Here is a 17,860-nt window from a genome sequence, read left to right on the forward strand (position 1 = left end):
GTGCCTCACGGTTTCAGGGAATCGAGCGCCATATTGATGTCTAGCACAGTTACACGCGGTTCGCCGATGAAACCAAGATCACGACCTTTCAGATGTGTGGTGACGAGATCCGCCACGGTTTGTGGCGGTAAACCACGTGCCTTGGCAACACGCTCGATCTGTGCGCGGGCATAGTCCACCGAGATGTGGGGGTCGAGGCCCGACCCGGAGGTCGTGACAGCATCTGCCGGTACTGGCATGCCTATGTCGGCAGTTTTGAGGTTTTCAACATCTGCAGCAACGCGGTCGCGCAGTTTGATGGACGTGGTGCCGAGATTGGAGCCGGAAGAAGCTGCCGCATTATAGGCATCCGGTCCAGTCGCAGAAGGACGTGGCCAGAAATATTTGTCAGAGGAAAAATTCTGGCCGATCAGCTTTGAGCCGACAATCGTTCCGTTGTGTTCGATAAGACTGCCATTGGCCTCACCAGGGAAAATGGCTTGCGCAATGCCGGTAATGGCAAGCGGGTAGGCAAGACCGGTAAGTGCCGTCAAGGCAAACAGCAATGTCAGGGCAGGGCGAATATGGTTCAACATGGTTACACCAGATGGAGAGCTGTAATGGTGAGATCGATGATCTTGATGCCGGCAAAGGGCAGGAGAAGACCGCCAAAGCCGTAGATCAGCAGATTGCGGCGCAGCAGCAGGGCGGCACTTGCCGGACGATAGCTGATGCCCCGCAGCGCAAGCGGAATAAGCGCAATGATGATCAGCGCGTTGAAGATCACCGCCGACAGAATGGCGGACTGCGGCGACGCCAGCTGCATGATGTTCAATGCACCCAGTGACGGATATGTCACGACAAACAAGGCCGGGATAATCGCGAAATATTTCGCCACGTCATTGGCAATGGAAAAGGTGGTCAGGGAGCCGCGGGTCATCAGCAGCTGTTTGCCGATTTCAACGATTTCTATCAGCTTGGTCGGGCTGGAATCGAGGTCAACCATGTTGGCTGCCTCACGCGCCGCCTGGGTGCCGGTCTGCATGGCCACGCCGACATCGGCCTGCGCCAGTGCTGGCGCATCATTGGTACCGTCGCCACACATGGCGATCAGACGACCACCTTCCTGCTCGCGGCGGATATAGGAAAGTTTATCTTCCGGCGTTGCTTGCGCAAGATAGTCATCGACACCGGCCTCGGAGGCAATGGCCGCCGCAGTCACAGGGTTGTCGCCAGTGACCATCACGGTGCGGATGCCCATGGCACGCAAGGCGGCAAACCGTTCTTTGATCCCGGGTTTGACGACATCCTTGAGGTGGATGGCACCAAGCAAACGCTGCCCGTCTGTCACGGCCAGTGGCGTTCCACCGCTGCGCGCAATGGCATCCACGGACTGGCGAAATGCTGCGGGGGCTGCGTCCTCGCTCACGCCTGCAAATTTGAGGACGGAATCAACAGCTCCCTTGCGCAACCGGCGCTGGCCGATATCGACACCGGACAGGCGCGTTTCCGCAGAGAAGTGGATGATATTGTCAAATGTGCTGGTTGGCGTGGCAATACCAAATTCACCTTTCGCAAGGGCCACGATGGAGCGGCCTTCCGGTGTTTCATCAGAAAGGCTGGCCATAAGCGCAGCCTCTGCCAGCTCGGTCTGGCTGACACCGGGAGCGGCAAGAAAATCGCTGGCCATACGGTTGCCGAAGGTGATGGTGCCGGTCTTGTCCAACAGCAGCGTGTCGACATCTCCTGCAGCTTCCACCGCACGGCCGGAGGTGGCAATGACATTGAAGCGCACCAGGCGGTCCATGCCGGCAATGCCAATAGCCGACAGAAGGCCGCCAATGGTGGTTGGGATCAGCGTCACAAGCAGTGCGGCAAGTACGGTAACCGACAGCACTGTGCCAGAGTAACCCGCCAGGCCCCAGATGGCGACACACACGAACAGGAAGATCAGCGTCAGACCCGAAAGTAGAATCGAAAGCGCAATCTCGTTTGGTGTTTTCTGGCGTTTGGCGCCTTCGATCAACGCAATCATGCGATCGACAAAACTGGAGCCGGGAGCAACGCCAATCCGGATGCGGATTTCATCCGACAGTACCTGTGTACCACCGGTGACAGCAGAGCGATCACCACCGGACTCACGGATGACCGGCGCAGATTCACCCGTTATTGCACTTTCATTGACAGAAGCCACACCTTCAATCACATCGCCGTCGCCGGGAATAAGCTCCCCGGCAGAAACGACGACGATATCACCAACTTTGAGGTTCGTGGCAGGCACGGTTTCCGTTTTGCCTGACGACAACAATCTGCGGGCAACCAGTTCGGATTTGGTCTTTTTGAGACTGTCGGCCTGGGCCCGGCCTCGGCCTTCAGCAACCGATTCCGCAAAGGTGGCAAACAGTACCGTAAACCACAGCCATGCGGCGATCTGGCCGGAGAAAGTTGCCTGGGAGGGGTTGTAGCCAACGTCACGCAGGAACAGCAGGGTCACCACCAGCGCAACCACCTCGGTTACAAAGATCACCGGATTGCGCACCAACTGACGTGGGTCGAGCTTGATAAAAGCGTCGCGCATCGCTGGCAGCACAATGGCAGGGTCGAAAAGTCCAGGAGCTTTATGGTCCTTTGACATGATGTATTCCTTTAGAAGCTCTGGTTGGCAAGCATCGCAAGGTGCTCGACAACAGGGCCGAGTGCGAGCGCAGGGAAAAACTGCAGACCACCGAGAATGAGGATGATGCCGACCAGCAGGCACACAAACAGCGGGCCATTGGTCGGAAATGTGCCTGACGATGCTGGCACTTTGACTTTGCTGACCAACGATCCGGCAATGGCCATGACCGGCACGACATAGGCAAAACGACCAAGCAACATGGCGATCCCCAATGTCGTATTGTACCAGACGGTATTGCCGCTGAGGCCACCGAACGCCGAGCCATTATTTCCGGTTGCTGACGTGTAGGCGTAGAGAATTTCCGAAAGTCCGTGCGGACCTGCGGTTCCGACACTTGCCACCGCAAAGGGCAACATGGCGGACACGGCGGTGAAACCGAGAATGACCAGTGGCAGTATCAGCACTGCCAGCATGGCAAATTTCATTTCCCGGCTTTCAATTTTCTTGCCCAGAAACTCCGGTGTACGACCCACCATCAGGCCGGCCACAAAAACCGAGAGAATGGCAAAAACCAGCATTCCGTAAAGACCGGAGCCAACACCGCCAGGCAGCACTTCACCAAGCTGGATCAGGAACATTGGCACCAATCCGCCAAGTCCGGTGAACGACCCGTGCATGCCATTGACGCCACCATCCGACAGGCCGGTTGTCACGGCAGCATAAAGCGCCGTCATGGCCTGTCCGAAACGGACTTCCTTGCCTTCCATATTACCGAGAGAAGGGTCGACACCAAGGGCCGTCAGGATCGGGTTACCCTGCGCTTCCGCCCAATAGGTGACGGTAACCCCTGCAATCAGCAGCACCGCCATGGCTGATATCAGCGCCCAGCCTTGACGGCGGTTACCAACCATCTGCCCGAAGGTGTAAATCAGTGCTGCCGAAATCGACAGCATCGCAAACATGTTCAGGTAGTTGGCGTAGGTGGTTGGGTTTTCAAAGGGATGGGCGGCATTGGCGTTAAAGAATCCGCCGCCATTGGTGCCAAGTTGCTTGATCGCTTCCTGCGATGCGACCGGACCCAGCGAGATAACCTGTTGGGTACCTTCGAGCGTCGTGGCGTTGACAGCGGCCTGAAGCGTCTGCGGCAGACCCATGGCGACAAAAGCAATCGCAACCAGCACGGCGATAGGCAACAATATGTAGAGAGTGGCCCGGGTCATATCGACCCAGAAGTTACCAAGTGTCGATACCTTGGACCGGATGAAGGCACGTGTCAGCGCCATGGCAAGCGCCATGCCGGTGGCGGCGGAAAGAAAGTTCTGTACCGTCAAACCGGCCATCTGGCTGAAATGGCTGAGCGTGGTTTCACCAGCATAGTTCTGCCAGTTGGTATTGGTGACAAAGGAAACGGCGGTGTTAAACGCAAGATCAGGGGCCATGCCGGCAAAACCCTGGCTGTTGAACGGCAGATAGGCCTGGCCTCTCAAGATTGCATAAAGCACCACAAAACCTGCGATCGAGAACACAAGCATGGACAGCGTATAGCCAAGCCATCCCTGTTCCCTGCTGGGGTTAACCCCGGCGGTGGTGTAGAGACCGCGTTCCAGCGGGCCGAATATCGATGACAGAACGGTGCGCTCACCTGAAAAGACCCGCGCCATGTACAGGCCAAGGGGTTTGATGGTGATAAGCACGGCGAGGAAAAGGAGGCTGATTTGCAGCCACCCGATAATAGTCATGAGAATCTCCTGTAGAATCAGAAGCGTTCGGGTCGCAAAAGCGTGACCACGAGATAAACGCCGAGGGCGAGAGCGACGAGAAGGCCGAAAAGTGCTTCAATCATGGTGTGCCCCTTCAAAGCCTGTCGAGGGCGCGGGCATAAAGCGCCAGAGCCAGTAGGGTGCCAAAGCCCACTCCCACAAAGATGAGGTCGGACATGTCAGGTTCTCCTGTTGATATGGCTAAAGGGTAGAGCCGCATCAGGTCAGGTTTCGATTGGGAATTTGTCGCCACGACATAAGGAAAAGATAAAGACGAAAGACCTCTCTTATGGCTCAATTAAATCTTTGTCTGGGTGGTAAAATCTATAAGCTTTTGTAATGAAATATATTTTAGGGATTTTTCTGCCGAGTTTTCAAAGTTTTTGCACCGCATAATGGCTTAAAATGCAAATTTATGACGAAAAGCGCTTGCATTCAGTCAGAGGACGTTTTAGAGGATCGCCACGCAAGCAAAACAAGTCTTCGCGTTACGCACCCGTAGCTCAGCTGGATAGAGCATCAGACTACGAATCTGAGGGTCAGGAGTTCGAATCTCTTCGGGTGCGCCATTTCTTCCTTCAATTTCAATATGTTAAAAATGACCTTTGATCAGCGCCTGCTGTTGTAGCTTGGTATTGTCACGTCAGTTTGGCACAAGCCATTGATGAAATATTTCGCCGACACCTAGGCGAAAGTTCACAATGGACAATACTGTTTCCCATCTCTCTTCCGATCCCCTGAATTCAATCAATCATAAGCTCGATGAGCTTCTGGCCAGCGTTGCGTCGCTCTCCGAGCGCCAGCAGGTCAATGATGAGATTATGGTCGAACTGATCAAGTTTTTTCAGCGGTTTCGTGAGGAAACTCTGGAAGGTCAGCAGGTCAACGTTCAGGAGTTGCGTAGTGCGGCGGAAGCAATCATCTACAAGACCAATGATCTGATGCAGTCGAGCGTCAAGCTGACGGAAGCGGTTGCCGGTGGCCTGAAGGACATCGGTACGAAAAGCGAGCAGGCTGCGGCAGAACATTACCGTGTGCTGCGCCAGTTGGCGCAGACCAGTCTTCGCAAGCTTCCTGTCGCGTCCGGCAGGATCCGCAGCGTGTTTCTTGTTCACATGATTGAGTCCTGGGATGCGCAGGTCGACATTTATCGCGCCATGCGTGCCGACGACCGTTTTGAGCCCGTTGTCGTCAGTATCAATCGCGCCTTCCCGGGCGATAACAGCTATAATGGTGAGGATGTTGTCAGCCGTGCCCTGACCAATCTCGGTATTGAGCATGTTCGCCTTGGCACGCAGAACTTTACCGAAGCACAGGAAACACTGCGGTTTCTGGCGCCGGATGTCATTTTCCGCCAGTCGCATTGGGATCGTGATTACCCGCCGGCATTCAGCACGGCAGAACTTGCCTTTACCCGCCTTTGCATCGTGCCTTACGGCATGTCGATCGTGCAGAAGTTCAGCCACTCCGAAGCGCTGCCGACAACCATTTCGCCGATGGCGTTTGACCAGCCCTATCACCGCTCTGCGTGGCGCGTTTTCTGCGAAACGGAACAGACCAAGTCTTATTTCCTCAGTTTCCAGCATTCGGATCCAAGCAAGTTCGTCCTTTCGGGCTATCCGAAGCACGAGCGTTTGCTGAGATCGATAGGACACGGTCAATGGCCGCTGCCGGATACACCGGAAAACCCCTACCGCGTCATCTGGGCACCGCATCACTCGGTCGGTAATGACTGGCTGGCATTTGGTGTGTTCCATAACATGTATATGGACATGTTGCGTTGGGCACAGCGTGCGCCGCATATCCAGTTTGTGCTAAAGCCGCACCCGGCACTGTTCGCGCTGGTTGTGCGCATGGGATTGGTGTCGCAGGCCAATCTTGATGAATTCAAGCGTCAGTGGCAGGCCCTGCCAAACTGCACGATCTTTGAGGGTCAGTATGGCGAACTGTTCGCGGCCTCCGATCTCATGCTGACAGACGGCCTGTCGTTCCTGACCGAATATCAGCTGTTCAACAAACCGCTGGTATTTATCGACTCGCGCCGTCACGTGCAGCTCAACGCCTTGGGACAGCTGGCCGTGGATTGCGCCGAGAGCGTCAACACACTTGCAGAAGCTGAAGCCGCCGTTCTCGCCTATGCCGCCGGCAAGCCGCTTGAACGCAATGAGACGCGCGCTCGCCTGCAAAACATCATGCTGCCCAATGAGCGTCCGTCGGCACTGGTTATTGTGGACGCGATTGCCGAAGGGCTTGGAAAAGAACGGGCATCTGCTGCGGCTTGAACTGGCAATTGCAGATCAGCCTGGGAAAAGATTGAGGCACTAGCAATGGCAGGCCTCATGATCTCCGGAAACACGGGGCAGACGCGGTAATTTGGAGCTTGGTATGAATATCGTTTTTCTGGCGGCGGGACGGGGTAGCCGGTTATCGGAACTGACGGGCGATACGCATAAATCGCTGTTGCCGGTGGCAGGTAAACCTGCCCTGCAGCATATTCTGGATGTCGCGGTGGCTGCAAAGCCGCGCGATATCACCATCGTGACCGGATACCGCAACACGGATATTGAAGACTTCGTGCGTGCCACCTATGGCGATGCCGTTCGCCCAGTATTCAATGAACGTTATGCCGAGGATACCAACATCCTCTCGGCGGATATTGGCGTCGATGCCTTGCGCCAGCCGCAGCATGGCTACCAGATTGTCGAGACCGATATCGTGATGCAGGAGGCCGGTTGGCAGCGCATTTTCCGCGGTGCTCGCACGGCATCCGAATGGTCGACGCGCGGCCTCTACAGCGAGCAACTGACCGGTGGCACGCTGAAAACCGGTGCCGGTGGCAATGTCATTGATATCGTCTATGCCCCCACATATGACGCAAAATACGAGGGGTGGTCGAAGCTTCTGGGAACGCTGTATGTCGGCAAGAACGAAGTTCAGGCAGACAGGTACATCCGCAAGCAGGCAATGCAGCGCACCATTGCGCAATATTACATGACACCATGGGTGGAAAATCTGGAGCTGCTGCCATGTCGCGAGCTTAACCTCAGCGCATTTTTTGCAGCCTCTTACAACGACGTTACCGCATACCGTAACGCCAGCCATCAATTTGAAGCAATGACAGCAGGACACGGAGCATAAGGTGAAGGTCGAACTCGTCGAGGTCGAAAGCCTCAAGCACATCGAAGGCTACAGCAAGCGCCGCGTGGAGTGGCTCAAGGAAAAGGTTCTGAACGAAAAGATTTGGAACAAACCCCTTGCGCTGGATGACCAGCACGCGCTCGTCATGGATGGGCAGCACCGCATGGAGGTCGCCCGTGCCTTGGGTCTCAAGCGCGTTCCTGCCGTCAAGTTCAGCTATGCCGAAGTTGAAATCTGGAGTCTGCGCCCAGGTAAATACGAATTCGACTGGAAGATGGTCACCGAGCGTGCGCTCAGCGGCGACATCTATCCTTACAAGACTGTGAAGCATCGTTTCCCGATTGATCTTCCTGTCATCAGCTACAGCCTGGAAGATCTGCGATGAGTGGTGTTGAACGTGCAATCATTCTTGCCGCAGGTCGTGGTCATCAGCTTGATGGTTACACCAAGATCCTGATCCGTCATCCAAAGACTGGCAAGACGATCCTTGACCATGCAATTGAAGCCTTCGCTGGCAAGCAGATCACAGTTGTTGTCGGCTTCCGTGCCGTTCAGATCATGGAACAGTATCCGCAGCTCGACTATGTCGTGAACTACGACTGGGCCTTGACCAACAATGCCATGAGCCTTGGTCTGGCACTGGATGAGCGCCCCACTTACGTGGTGTCGGGCGATGTGTTCTTTGATCGTCCGCTGATTGAAAAGCTGGATGCCGCACCGGCCGATCTGGTGCTGACCGAAGCGCGTGAAAACCGCACGCTGACCGCCATCCATTGCATGTTGCGCGACAATGGCACGGTTGAGGAAACCTATCAGGGCGCGGTGCGCAATGTGCGCCACCCCGAGGCAATCGGCCTGTTCAAGATCAGCAATTCCGATCTTCTCGAGCGCTGGAAAAAACTCTGCATACGCCACGGCAACCTCTTCGTTGGCCAGACCCTGCCGTGTGATGGCGCGCCTGTCGCATCTGTCGCGGTCGAGGATCATCCCTTCGTCGAGATCAACACGCCCGGCGATTATCTTAACTTCATGGAACGGTGCCGAAACCAATGATCAGATCTGTAACGGTTGGCATACCGGTTGGCGCCAAGTCTCCAGCCGAACTGGAAGAAGGCGCCAAGGCGCTGATTGCAACGGCCAGAGAAATTCTTGGCGATGCCAACATGGTGCCACGTACGATACGTTACACGCTTCCGGCTGTCGGTCTCGAAGGTGAAAATGAGGGAACGGTTCTCTCCACCCTTCGTTGGATCGACAATCTGGCGGCCGAAACCGATGTGCGCTGGTTTTGCCTGCCGTTCGATTTTGTTGAGGAAGGTCCAAGACGCCAGCGTCTGTCTACGGCACTGGACATCATTACCCGTTTCCCACGTCTGTTCATGAACCTCATCGTCGCCGATGAGTACAAGATGTCGGTCTCGGCGGTAAATGACGTCGCCTCTCTGGTGACGCGTATTGCCCGCAAGAGCAATAACGGTTTCGACAATTTCCGGGTCGGCGCATCCTGCGGCGTGCCGGCCAACTCGCCATTCTTCCCGTTCTCGCGCCACGAAGGTGATGAAATCGCTTTCAGCTTTGCGCTGGAAACAACAGGTATCGCTCTTTCTGTCGTGCAAGAACTGGGCGTTGCGCCACCGATCAACGTGTTCCGTGATCGTTTGGTCGAACGACTGAGTGAAGCTTTGGGTGAGATCAACCAGCTTGGTCTGCAGATCGCCGAAAGAACCGGTACCGTTTACAAAGGGCTGGATGCGTCCTTCGCACCGTTCCCGGATGGTGAAATGTCTGTGGCCGCCCTAATCGAACATCTGCTGGGCGCGCCTGTCGGCAGCCACGGGAGCGTTTTCATCACCGGTGTGCTCACCGATGCCATCAGAGCATCGTTGCGCGCCAGCGGTGCCCTGAGCGTCGGTTTCAACGGCGTCATGTATTCCCTGATGGAAGACAACACGCTTGCCGCCGCCAATAGCCGCCGCAACATCAACATGGATGCGCTGGTATCCCTGTCGGCGGTCTGTGGTTGCGGTGTTGATATGGTGCCGGTCAGCGGCAACAGCTTCCCTGAGGAAATTGCCGGCCTGACACTGGATATCGCGCAGATGGCATTGTCGCTGCACAAGCCGCTCGGTGTGCGTGTTCTGCCGATTCCGAACAAATCACCAAACGAATTCACGGAGTTTAACCTGGACTTTCTGTGCGACAGTCGCGTTGTCGGCTTGCAGGCGCATGATCGCAGTCTGGCGACCTCCACCCCTTCACTGGGCCTTCTTTCGCCCCGTTTCTCTGACTCACTGAATAGCTAAGGCGCAATGAACATGCTCGACAAGGACAAAGTCAAACGCTTCTGGGATGATCGAGCCTCGACTTTCGAGTCGGTTGCTTTTGAAAGCATCGCCAATCTTGAGCAAGACAAAAATAATCTTGAACTCAAGATCGACCGCGAAACACAAAAAGTGTTCGACTGGCTGGGCGATGTAAAAGACAAGACCATCGTTGATCTTGGCGCAGGCGTCGGTCAGTGGACGTTCCGCTTTACGGCCCGTGGCGCCAAGCACGTCACGGCGGTGGAATATTCCGCACCGCTGGCTGAAATCGGTCGCAATGAAGCTGTCCGTCAGGGCGTCGACAATATTGACTTCGTCGTGTCGCCAGCCGAGAAATTTCTGGCAGACGATGCATATGATATCGTCTTCATTTCCGGTCTTTTCGTTTATCTCAACGATGATCAGTCCGACGAGTTGATGAAAAATCTCGTCAAGGCGTGCAACTCCAATACGTTAATATTGTTGCGCGATGGCACTGGCCTTGAAAACCGTCATGAGATCAATGACCGGCTTTCGGAACATCTCCAGTCCAACTATTCGGCTACCTACCGTACACGCCAGCAATATGTCGACATGTTTGCCGCTGCCGGTTTCAGCATCGTTCGCGACGAGAACATGTTCGAGGAAGGTTCGCCGCTCAATAAATATCCCGAAACCCGTTTGCGCATCTATCAGTTCAAGCCGGATTTCTGAAAATGGCGAAGATCCTGCCGCTTGGTGGCGACGTAGACTGGCCGGAAGACGAAGGCGTACTGGGTGTTGTCGGGGTTGCGCCGTGGGCGACCATCGAGTTCTTGCGCGCCTTCTACGCTCTTGTTCCAGCCACCAAGGACTGGCATTTTCCGCGAGTCATCACGGACACCAACACCAAGTTGCCAAGCCGGGGCCGTTACTTCCAGCTCGGAGAGCGTGACCCTTCGCCTTACATAGCTGAGAACATTAGGGAATTGGCGGATTTGGGTGCGACGGTCATCGTCCTGCCCTGCAATACCGCGCATCTGCTCTATGACCGCTGGGCGGTAAACGCAGCTGTTCCAGTTCCTAATATCGTTGAGGAAACCGTTGCCCTTGCCCATCATGAGCAGGCAAAGCTAGTAACGCCTTTCACCTCGACGTCGCTTGCCGATTTCGATCTATACGGTGCAGTAATCGAAAAGCAGGGCATGGCATGCCACCGTCTGTCGCCTGAGGACCAGTCGCTTGTTTCGCAGCTGCTGGAAGAGGTGAAAGTTCACAGTGTGGTTGGTGGCGCCAATCTGGAGCGGCTCGACCGTCTGTGTTCCAAACTGCGCCTGTCAGGGGTGGATACCATTCTGCTCGGTTGCACCGAACTGACCAGCCTCATGCCACGTTTTGCAAAGCATGGACTTAAGGTTTTCGATTCCAATCAGGCACTGGCTGGCAGTGCGTTCAGGCTCGTCATGGGCAAACAAAGCCAGACCATTTCCCACACGACACCTTCAGCGCTTTCCGCCTGATACGACAGCGATTATTTGACCAGCCTGACAATATGCTGGTCGAAAGCCACATCAGTTAGCCTGTCGCCAAAATGACCATCATAAGATGACACGATGATTCCCTTGGCCGCAGCGGCAACGCCTGCCGCCTCTCGTACTGTCGTTGCCGACAGAACGCGGCCTGTCGTCTCATCAAGCAAGACTGCAGCATTGCCATTGGGTGAGGTCAGTCCCACCACTCCGTCACGGCGGTTCACCGCGATGGCTCCGACATAATTGGCCAGTTGTTCGGTCGTCTCCTCCGGCAGGTCAATGAAGGTGATATCCTCGCCCTTGGAGAAATATCCGACCAGCGGCGGCAGGTCGTTGCGCGGTCCTTCGTATTGGCAGGCAAACCAGATGCGCCCATCCTCACCAAGATCGACGTGACGCGTGGAAAGCTGGCTCAACTTCTCCGGCATAGTGTGTTTCTGCACTAGATGCCCGCTTTTGGCATCAAGCAGCACCAGAGATGGCTGCATGCGGTCAATGTTGAGTTTGGTGCGCCCGAAGTCTGGATGGGTTTCAATGCCACCATTGGCGATAACAAGCAGGCGTCCGTCATCGCTGACGGTCATGTCATGGGTGCCGATGCCATGTGCATCAAACTCGGCAATGCGCCTGAAACCGTCCCGCGCATCATAAAGGCCAATGACACCACGATTGCCCTCAAAATCGTTTTCGCTGGCGTAAAGAATGGAACCATCGGGCGAAAATTGCCCATGCCCGTAAAAGTGTCGATTTTCCGGGGTGTGCATGACAATGGGCTCGACACCACCGCCGGGGTCGAAGGCCATGGCAAAAGTACCGGGCCGGCGGGCAAACGCCACTGTCATGCCTGACCTGTGGCAGGTGGCCATGCCATGGGCACGTGCTGGCAATTTCAGCCGGTCGATGATCTCACCGCTCTCGCTCAATGTCGCAATGCCGTAGGAGCCATCGCGTGCCCGAAAGCCTGAGGCAAATACCGCATCAGCCCGCTCGAGCGCATAAAGTGAGCGCGGGCCAAGGGCTGCAAGGAAGGACGCACCGGCGGCTTTGATGAAATGGCGCCGGTCGATCAACAGAGTGCTTTTCGCGCCTGTCATCTTTGAGCCTCAGTCGCCATCAGAAAAAGAGAAACCGGAACTCAGACCGATAGCTCCGCCGTACTGGTCGTTCAGTCGGTAGATGAAATCCCGGCCATTCAGCAGAAGGTAATCAACCTTGGCGCGTTGCTCGTCATTGGCCAGGGCCTTTTCGACATCTGGATCGATCGTGCCAGCAACCCGCACCATGGATTTGGCGAGAAAGTCGATGGAGCCGCTGATCGAGCGTTGGTCGGATGGCAAAAGGTCAGCCATGCCAGCTGTTTTCATCAGGCTTTGAACGGCAGTGACGTTGTCGGCGATGCTTTTCCATGTCTGCCCTGAGCGCCAGTAGATCGCAGTGCGCGGAAATTTCACCTTTTCCGGACCCTTGTAGAAAGTCTCGATGCGCTGGTCACGAATGGTTTCCGAGCCGTGCACCAGAATGCCGAGCAGAGCGACGATCGCTTCCCGCTCATCACGGAATACCGGATTGTCCTGACCCGGCTCCGTCCAGCTCTTGGCGGCACCATCCGGCTCGTCCCACACGGCCTGAAGGTCCTTGGCAACATTGGCAATGTTGCCAGCAACCGCAGCACCGTATCTGCAACGAAAGCCGTCTTTTTCCTGTTGCAACGCTTCGGAACTGGTGCCGTAAAGAACAAACTCCAGTGCGCCCAGACCCTGCGCGGCAACGCTTTTGCCCTTCAGGCTCTCCGCATTTGTAACAGTTTCGTCTTTTTCCGTCAGGTAACGCTGAACCTGCTTGAGACCGAGGCCCTTGCGATCAGGGTAATACAGGATACGCTCAAATCGGTTCTGTTCAATGACCGGGCCAACACGGACGATTTCGATCGTCGACCACTTCTTGACTGTGTCGGCAAATGCAGCGGTAGCAGCATCCAGTGTTTCCTGTGACGGTGCCGCACACAGTGCTTTCATGTTGCCTTCCAACGACGTTGCAGACACGGCAAGTGCTGCATAACCCGGCCTGATAAAGCCATCGACAGCCTTTTTCATGATGACCCGCACCTTGGCAGGATCAAGCGGCGGCGGTGGAGAGAGTTCCACATCCTGCGCTTTGGCGTGGAACGCCGTCAGAACCAGCATCATTGGCAGAAGGGACAAGGTTTTTCGCATGACAGGTCGCATCAAAGGGACTCCAGAAACGCCAGCAAAGCCTGCCGGTCAGATTTTTGCAAGGCTGCAAATGCATCCCGTGCCGTCTGCGCTTCTCCGCCGTGCCACAGAATGGCTTCGGTCAGGTCGCGTGCGCGCCCGTCATGCAGATAAAACGTATTTCCATTGACGGTCTTCGTGAGGCCAATGCCCCACAAAGGCTGTGTGCGCCATTCCCGGCCGTTTGCCTCGCCCACCTGTTGCCCATCGGCCAAACCATCTCCCATATCGTGCAGCAAGAAGTCGGAATAGGGCCAGATAAGCTGGAAGGCTTGCAATGTGTCGGTGGCGTCGCGCCGCGTGACATATTTCGGCGTGTGGCAGTCCGTGCAGCCGGATGTATAAAACATTTCCTTGCCGTGCAGAACCTGAGCGTCACTCACCTTACGCCGGGCAGGGACGGCAAGATTTTCGGTATAAAAGGTCACAAGGTCCATAACAGGGTCCGGCGCTTCAGTCGTGCCCAACCGGGGTTGAACCCCGGTCGGCAAGGCAAGACAGTCGGTCTGTGCGGGTGTGCAGTCACCATAGGCATTTGGTCTGTCCGGCGTGGAAATGCCGATGTCATGGGAGAATGCCGCTGCGCTCTGGTCACGCACATTGGCGCTTTGCGCTTTCCAGCCAAAACGGCCGAGTTTGAGATCGCCCGTTCTTTGGTCTCGCACCCAGGCAGGTTTGCCGGAAATGCCGTTGCCATCCCGGTCTTCAGGGTCGGCCTTGGCCAGAATATCGTCGTCGTGGATGGCTTCGATCAGCCCCAGACCAAGTGTTGGCTGCGCAATGCGTGCCGATAGGGTGGTGACGGGATCAAGTGGACCATAGTTCAGCGCGTTAATGCCATAGGTCGGCTTGCGCAGTGTTATGACTTCACCGTCACCAAGTACAACCGGCATATACTGATAGGTAACGGTCAGCCGTCCTTCGGATTTCAAGCCGGGAATGGCGAGGTTCTGTAATTGCCCGCCATAAATTGGATCGGGAAAATTCAGGACATCATGTCGGGCGATAGCGTCTCGTTCGGACTGGCTTGATGCTGTGCGGGCCAGCCGCAGAAACATCGAAACGGCGTCCTCTCCCTCGCGGGGCGGACGGCCGCGCCCGTCATTGACGTGGCAACTCTGGCACGAGCGGGCATTATAAAGCGGCCCCAGACCGTCTGACGCCTGTGTGGAGGAGGGCGAGGACACCCATAATTTCTGAAACAGCGCATTGCCCAGCTTGAAATCCTGCCGCCGCTCGAACGGCATATTGGCGGAAAAATGCGAAAAAGCGCCGCTATTTGGTTTTGCCCGGCTGGTGGTTGCTCCAGCAGACATCGCTTCAAAAGGTTCCGGCTTTGAAAAGTCCACCGTCGGTGCCGTGACCACACTCACGCGGTTGCGGTCTTCGTCTGAAAGATCGCTGCGCAACGCGGAGGTTTTGTCATCGGCTAAGGAAGGGCGCAGCAGGCTTGTTGCCGCCAACGCACAAAGAAGCAACCGGGAGGGCCGGAAATGGGACATGGGGGGACGGGGCCGCACAGGATATGTGCGGCCCTCCTCATTCTTACTGGAAAACAGCGTTCGGGTTGTTGAGGCTGTCAGAGCCTTCCAACTCGATCTTGCCGAGGTCGAGGGCAGTGATCACGCGCTCGATGCTCTTGGTCTGATCAACGAGACCGTCGATTGCTGCCTGAACAACGGCATTGCCTTCAGCGTTGCCTTCACCAATCATCTGGTCATAGGCTTCGCCGGCTTCAGCGCGCTTTTCCATGGCATGCATGGCGTCCAGCGTCTTGTTCAGCTTGCCCTTGACCTCTTCGTCCAGCGCCTTGTCCTTTTCCGCGACCAATTCGGAAACGGAAGGACCGGTCAGCTTGGTGCCGTCCACGCGGGTGTATTCACCGGTGTAGGCCGAAGCGATGCCGATAGCATCGTTCAGATGCGAGGCATGGGTGTTGTCGGAGAAGCAATCATGCTCTTCTTCGGGATCGTGCAGCAAAAGACCAAGCTTCATGCGCTCACCTGCCAACTCACCATAGGAGAGCGAACCCATACCGGTCAGGATGGCAGTGATGCCTGCTTTGGGATCGGCTGTGACATTCTTGGTGGCTTCACCTTCCGGTGCCCAGGCGGTGACCATATCCTGCAGGTCAGCAACCAGCAGCGTGGTTGCAGCCTTGAGGTAGGCAGCGCGGCGGTCGCAATTGCCGTTGGTGCAATTCTTGGTGTCGTAGTCGGTGTAAGGGCGGTTGCCTGCACCAGAGCCGGTGCCGTTCAGATCCTGTCCCCACAGCAGAAACTCAATGGAATGGTAACCAGTGGCGACGTTGGCCTCAACTTCACCGGCTTCATGCAGGCTCTGCAGAAGCTCTGGTGTGATGTTGGTGGCATCAACATCTTCGCCGCTGATTTTCAGCGTCTTGTTGGCGATCACATTGGCAACATAGAGCTCGTTTTCATCGCTTTCAGTGCCGTAGGATGCGTCGACGTAATCGATCAGGCCTTCGTCCAGCGGCCAGGCATTGACCTTGCCTTCCCACTCGTCAACGATCGGGTTGCCAAAACGATAGACTTCTGACTGCTGGTAAGGAACACGCGCCTTGATCCAAGCGACGCGGGCGGCTTTCAGCGTATCTTCGCTTGGTGTCGCGATCAGCGCGTCTACAGCCTTTTCAAGTTCCTTCGCCGTGTTCAACGAGTCTTCGAATTTGGCATGTGCGAGCTCCGCATAATGCTTGACGACAGCAGCCGGGTCGGTCGCTGCACGGGCAGGAATAGCGGTAAATGTGGCCGAGGCGGCCAGAAGCGCCAGGGTGGCGCCGAGAATGGATTTGCGGATCATGGTCCCTCCTTTTGCGACGCTAATATCCTGCGCCGCGGGCAGCCGAGTTCTGAACCAATCACAAACCTGTGTCAAATTATCTAGTTTAGAACCTTTTCAAACAAAAGGGTCGAATTTGACACCCGTCATTTTGACGGGCGTCAAATGCTCGAGATCAGGCGGATTTCTGCATCGCGCAGAAAAAGAAGCCGTCCGTATCTGTCGAAGCAGGTGTCAATGTAATGGTGTCGCCATCGGACGAATGCGGGCGTTTGCCAGCCTTTCCAAACAGGCTGTCCCACTGTGGAAGTGCCGACTGAATGCTGAACTCTGGGTTCTCTGCGCAGAAATGTCGGACCTGGCGTTCGTTTTCTTGCGGCAGAACCGAGCAGGTTACATAAAGCAGGAAACCGCCGGGACGCACAAATGCCTTGGCCTGTTTCAGCGCATCGTTCTGCTGTTCCACACGCTCATCAAGATTACGGGTGGTAATGCGCCATTTGGTGTCCGGGCGTCTGCGCCAGGTACCGGTGCCTGTGCAAGGCGCATCGACAAGCACACGATCAAATTTGCCAAGGAATGAATTAAGGCCAGCGGCGCGATCATGGACCTGCACGTTGCGGGTTCCGGCGCGCTTGAGACGCTCGATAATCGGCGCAAGCCGTTTCCGGTCTGTGTCAAAGGCGTGAACCTGGCCCTTGTTGTTCATGGATGCGGACATGGCCAATGTCTTGCCGCCGCCGCCAGCGCAATAGTCGAGAACCTGTTCGCCCTCTTGCGCACCGGCCAGATCGGCAACGATCTGGGAACCTTCGTCCTGCACTTCGAACCAGCCTTTCTGGAAGGAAAGTTCGGCGGTGACATTTGGCAGACGCGATGGGCCTGTGCCTGCGGGAATTCGGATGCCCTGCCGTGCAATGAGCGTCTTTTCCGCCCCGGCGTCGTCCAGGGCCTTCAGAACCTTTTCACGGGTGGCTTTCAAGGTGTTGGCGCGCAGATCGAGCGTTGGACGCTCATTCAGCGATTGTGCCTGCTGCAGCCAGCTTTCACCAAACGCTTCCTCAAACGAAGCCTGCACCCAGTCAGGAATATCACCTTGAACATGCAGGGGAGCATCGGAAAGGTTCCGCGATTGAAATGCATTGAGTGCACTGTCGGACAGCGCCTCTGGTGCAAACTTGTCGCCATCGAACTCGGCCCGCAATGCATCTGCGGTCATGTTCCATTGGCGCAGCATCACACCGTAACCCAGCGCGGTTGCGCTATCGTCGTCCATCAGCCAGGCGTGGGAGAGTTTCATGCGCAGGGCATCGTAAACGATGTTGCCAATGGCTGCCCTGTCACCGGAACCTGCAAAACGATGTGCAAGTCCCCAATCCTTCAAGGCATCGGCCACAGGGCGCTTGCGCGTCTCGATATCGGCCAGTACCTCGATTGCCCCGGCTAAACGCCCGCCCAAACGCATATGCTACCTCTCAACTATGATAGTCTGGTTGGT

At 56.0% G+C, this 17,860-nt stretch carries 16 protein-coding genes and 1 tRNA gene; 8 read left to right on the forward strand and 9 right to left on the reverse strand.

Features of this window, described 5'->3' with window-relative positions; all coding sequences use genetic code 11:
- Window positions 1–5: 5 nt before the first annotated feature.
- From kdpC to kdpF, 4 genes are read right to left on the reverse strand one after another with little or no spacing between them, the layout of a single operon-like run.
- The gene (gene kdpC, locus HGO37_RS10955) at window positions 6–575 is read right to left on the reverse strand and encodes a potassium-transporting ATPase subunit KdpC (protein WP_250983353.1); all 570 of its coding nucleotides are present in this window, start codon (window positions 573–575) and stop codon (window positions 6–8) included.
- 2 nt (window positions 576–577) lie between these two features.
- A complete protein-coding gene (gene kdpB / locus HGO37_RS10960; RefSeq protein ID WP_250983354.1) occupies window positions 578–2,614 on the reverse strand; it encodes a potassium-transporting ATPase subunit KdpB in 2,037 nt (678 codons plus the stop codon).
- A gap of 11 nt (window positions 2,615–2,625) precedes the next feature.
- Complete coding sequence (gene kdpA, locus HGO37_RS10965) at window positions 2,626–4,335, reverse strand: potassium-transporting ATPase subunit KdpA (protein WP_250983355.1); 1,710 nt, start codon at window positions 4,333–4,335, stop codon at window positions 2,626–2,628.
- Window positions 4,336–4,352: 17 nt separating this feature from the next.
- A complete protein-coding gene (gene kdpF, locus HGO37_RS26500; protein ID WP_352230564.1) occupies window positions 4,353–4,439 on the reverse strand; it encodes a K(+)-transporting ATPase subunit F in 87 nt (28 codons plus the stop codon).
- Between the two features lie 409 nt (window positions 4,440–4,848).
- Here kdpF and HGO37_RS10970 point away from each other — a divergent pair.
- The 8 genes from HGO37_RS10970 (at window position 4,849) to HGO37_RS11005 (ending at window position 11,296) form a co-directional block, all read left to right on the forward strand.
- Window positions 4,849–4,925, forward strand: a tRNA-Arg gene (locus HGO37_RS10970).
- 132 nt (window positions 4,926–5,057) lie between these two features.
- Window positions 5,058–6,638, forward strand: coding sequence for a hypothetical protein (locus tag HGO37_RS10975; RefSeq protein WP_250983356.1), 1,581 nt, complete (start codon window positions 5,058–5,060; stop codon window positions 6,636–6,638).
- 103 nt (window positions 6,639–6,741) lie between these two features.
- On the forward strand, window positions 6,742–7,494 hold the full coding sequence (locus HGO37_RS10980) for an NTP transferase domain-containing protein (RefSeq protein WP_250983357.1): 753 nt from the start codon (window positions 6,742–6,744) through the stop codon (window positions 7,492–7,494).
- Between the two features lies 1 nt (window position 7,495).
- The gene (locus HGO37_RS10985; protein WP_192486724.1) at window positions 7,496–7,879 is read left to right on the forward strand and encodes a ParB N-terminal domain-containing protein; all 384 of its coding nucleotides are present in this window, start codon (window positions 7,496–7,498) and stop codon (window positions 7,877–7,879) included.
- Window positions 7,876–8,547 carry a phosphocholine cytidylyltransferase family protein gene (locus HGO37_RS10990; RefSeq protein ID WP_250983358.1) on the forward strand — a complete coding sequence of 224 codons (672 nt, stop codon included), beginning with the start codon at window positions 7,876–7,878 and terminating at the stop codon, window positions 8,545–8,547. The genes HGO37_RS10985 and HGO37_RS10990 overlap by 4 nt, the downstream gene beginning before the upstream one ends.
- Entirely contained in the window at window positions 8,544–9,797 is a 1,254-nt protein-coding gene (locus HGO37_RS10995) for a DUF711 family protein (RefSeq protein ID WP_250983359.1), read from the forward strand. Before HGO37_RS10990 ends, HGO37_RS10995 begins: the two co-directional genes overlap by 4 nt.
- A 12-nt stretch (window positions 9,798–9,809) precedes the next feature.
- Window positions 9,810–10,511 (forward strand): class I SAM-dependent methyltransferase, encoded by a 702-nt coding sequence (locus HGO37_RS11000; RefSeq protein ID WP_250983360.1) that lies wholly within the window; start codon window positions 9,810–9,812, stop codon window positions 10,509–10,511.
- 2 nt (window positions 10,512–10,513) lie between these two features.
- The gene (locus tag HGO37_RS11005; RefSeq protein WP_250983361.1) at window positions 10,514–11,296 is read left to right on the forward strand and encodes an aspartate/glutamate racemase family protein; all 783 of its coding nucleotides are present in this window, start codon (window positions 10,514–10,516) and stop codon (window positions 11,294–11,296) included.
- Window positions 11,297–11,307: 11 nt separating this feature from the next.
- On the opposite strand, the gene HGO37_RS11010 is transcribed toward HGO37_RS11005, so the two are convergent.
- The 5 genes from HGO37_RS11010 to HGO37_RS11030 form a co-directional block, all read right to left on the reverse strand.
- Window positions 11,308–12,402 (reverse strand): DUF1513 domain-containing protein, encoded by a 1,095-nt coding sequence (locus HGO37_RS11010; RefSeq protein ID WP_250983362.1) that lies wholly within the window; start codon window positions 12,400–12,402, stop codon window positions 11,308–11,310.
- 9 nt (window positions 12,403–12,411) lie between these two features.
- Window positions 12,412–13,533, reverse strand: a complete 1,122-nt coding sequence (locus HGO37_RS11015) for an imelysin family protein (protein WP_250983363.1) — start codon at window positions 13,531–13,533, stop codon at window positions 12,412–12,414.
- Complete coding sequence (locus HGO37_RS11020; protein WP_250983364.1) at window positions 13,533–15,062, reverse strand: di-heme oxidoreductase family protein; 1,530 nt, start codon at window positions 15,060–15,062, stop codon at window positions 13,533–13,535. The genes HGO37_RS11015 and HGO37_RS11020 overlap by 1 nt, the downstream gene beginning before the upstream one ends.
- A 43-nt stretch (window positions 15,063–15,105) precedes the next feature.
- Complete coding sequence (locus HGO37_RS11025) at window positions 15,106–16,383, reverse strand: imelysin family protein (RefSeq protein ID WP_250983365.1); 1,278 nt, start codon at window positions 16,381–16,383, stop codon at window positions 15,106–15,108.
- Between the two features lie 154 nt (window positions 16,384–16,537).
- The gene (locus HGO37_RS11030; RefSeq protein ID WP_250983366.1) at window positions 16,538–17,827 is read right to left on the reverse strand and encodes an RsmB/NOP family class I SAM-dependent RNA methyltransferase; all 1,290 of its coding nucleotides are present in this window, start codon (window positions 17,825–17,827) and stop codon (window positions 16,538–16,540) included.
- Window positions 17,828–17,860 lie beyond the last annotated feature (33 nt).

Source organism: Rhizobium sp. CG4 (assembly GCF_023701965.1).
In the GTDB taxonomy this organism is placed as follows: Bacteria; Pseudomonadota; Alphaproteobacteria; order Rhizobiales; family Rhizobiaceae; genus Agrobacterium.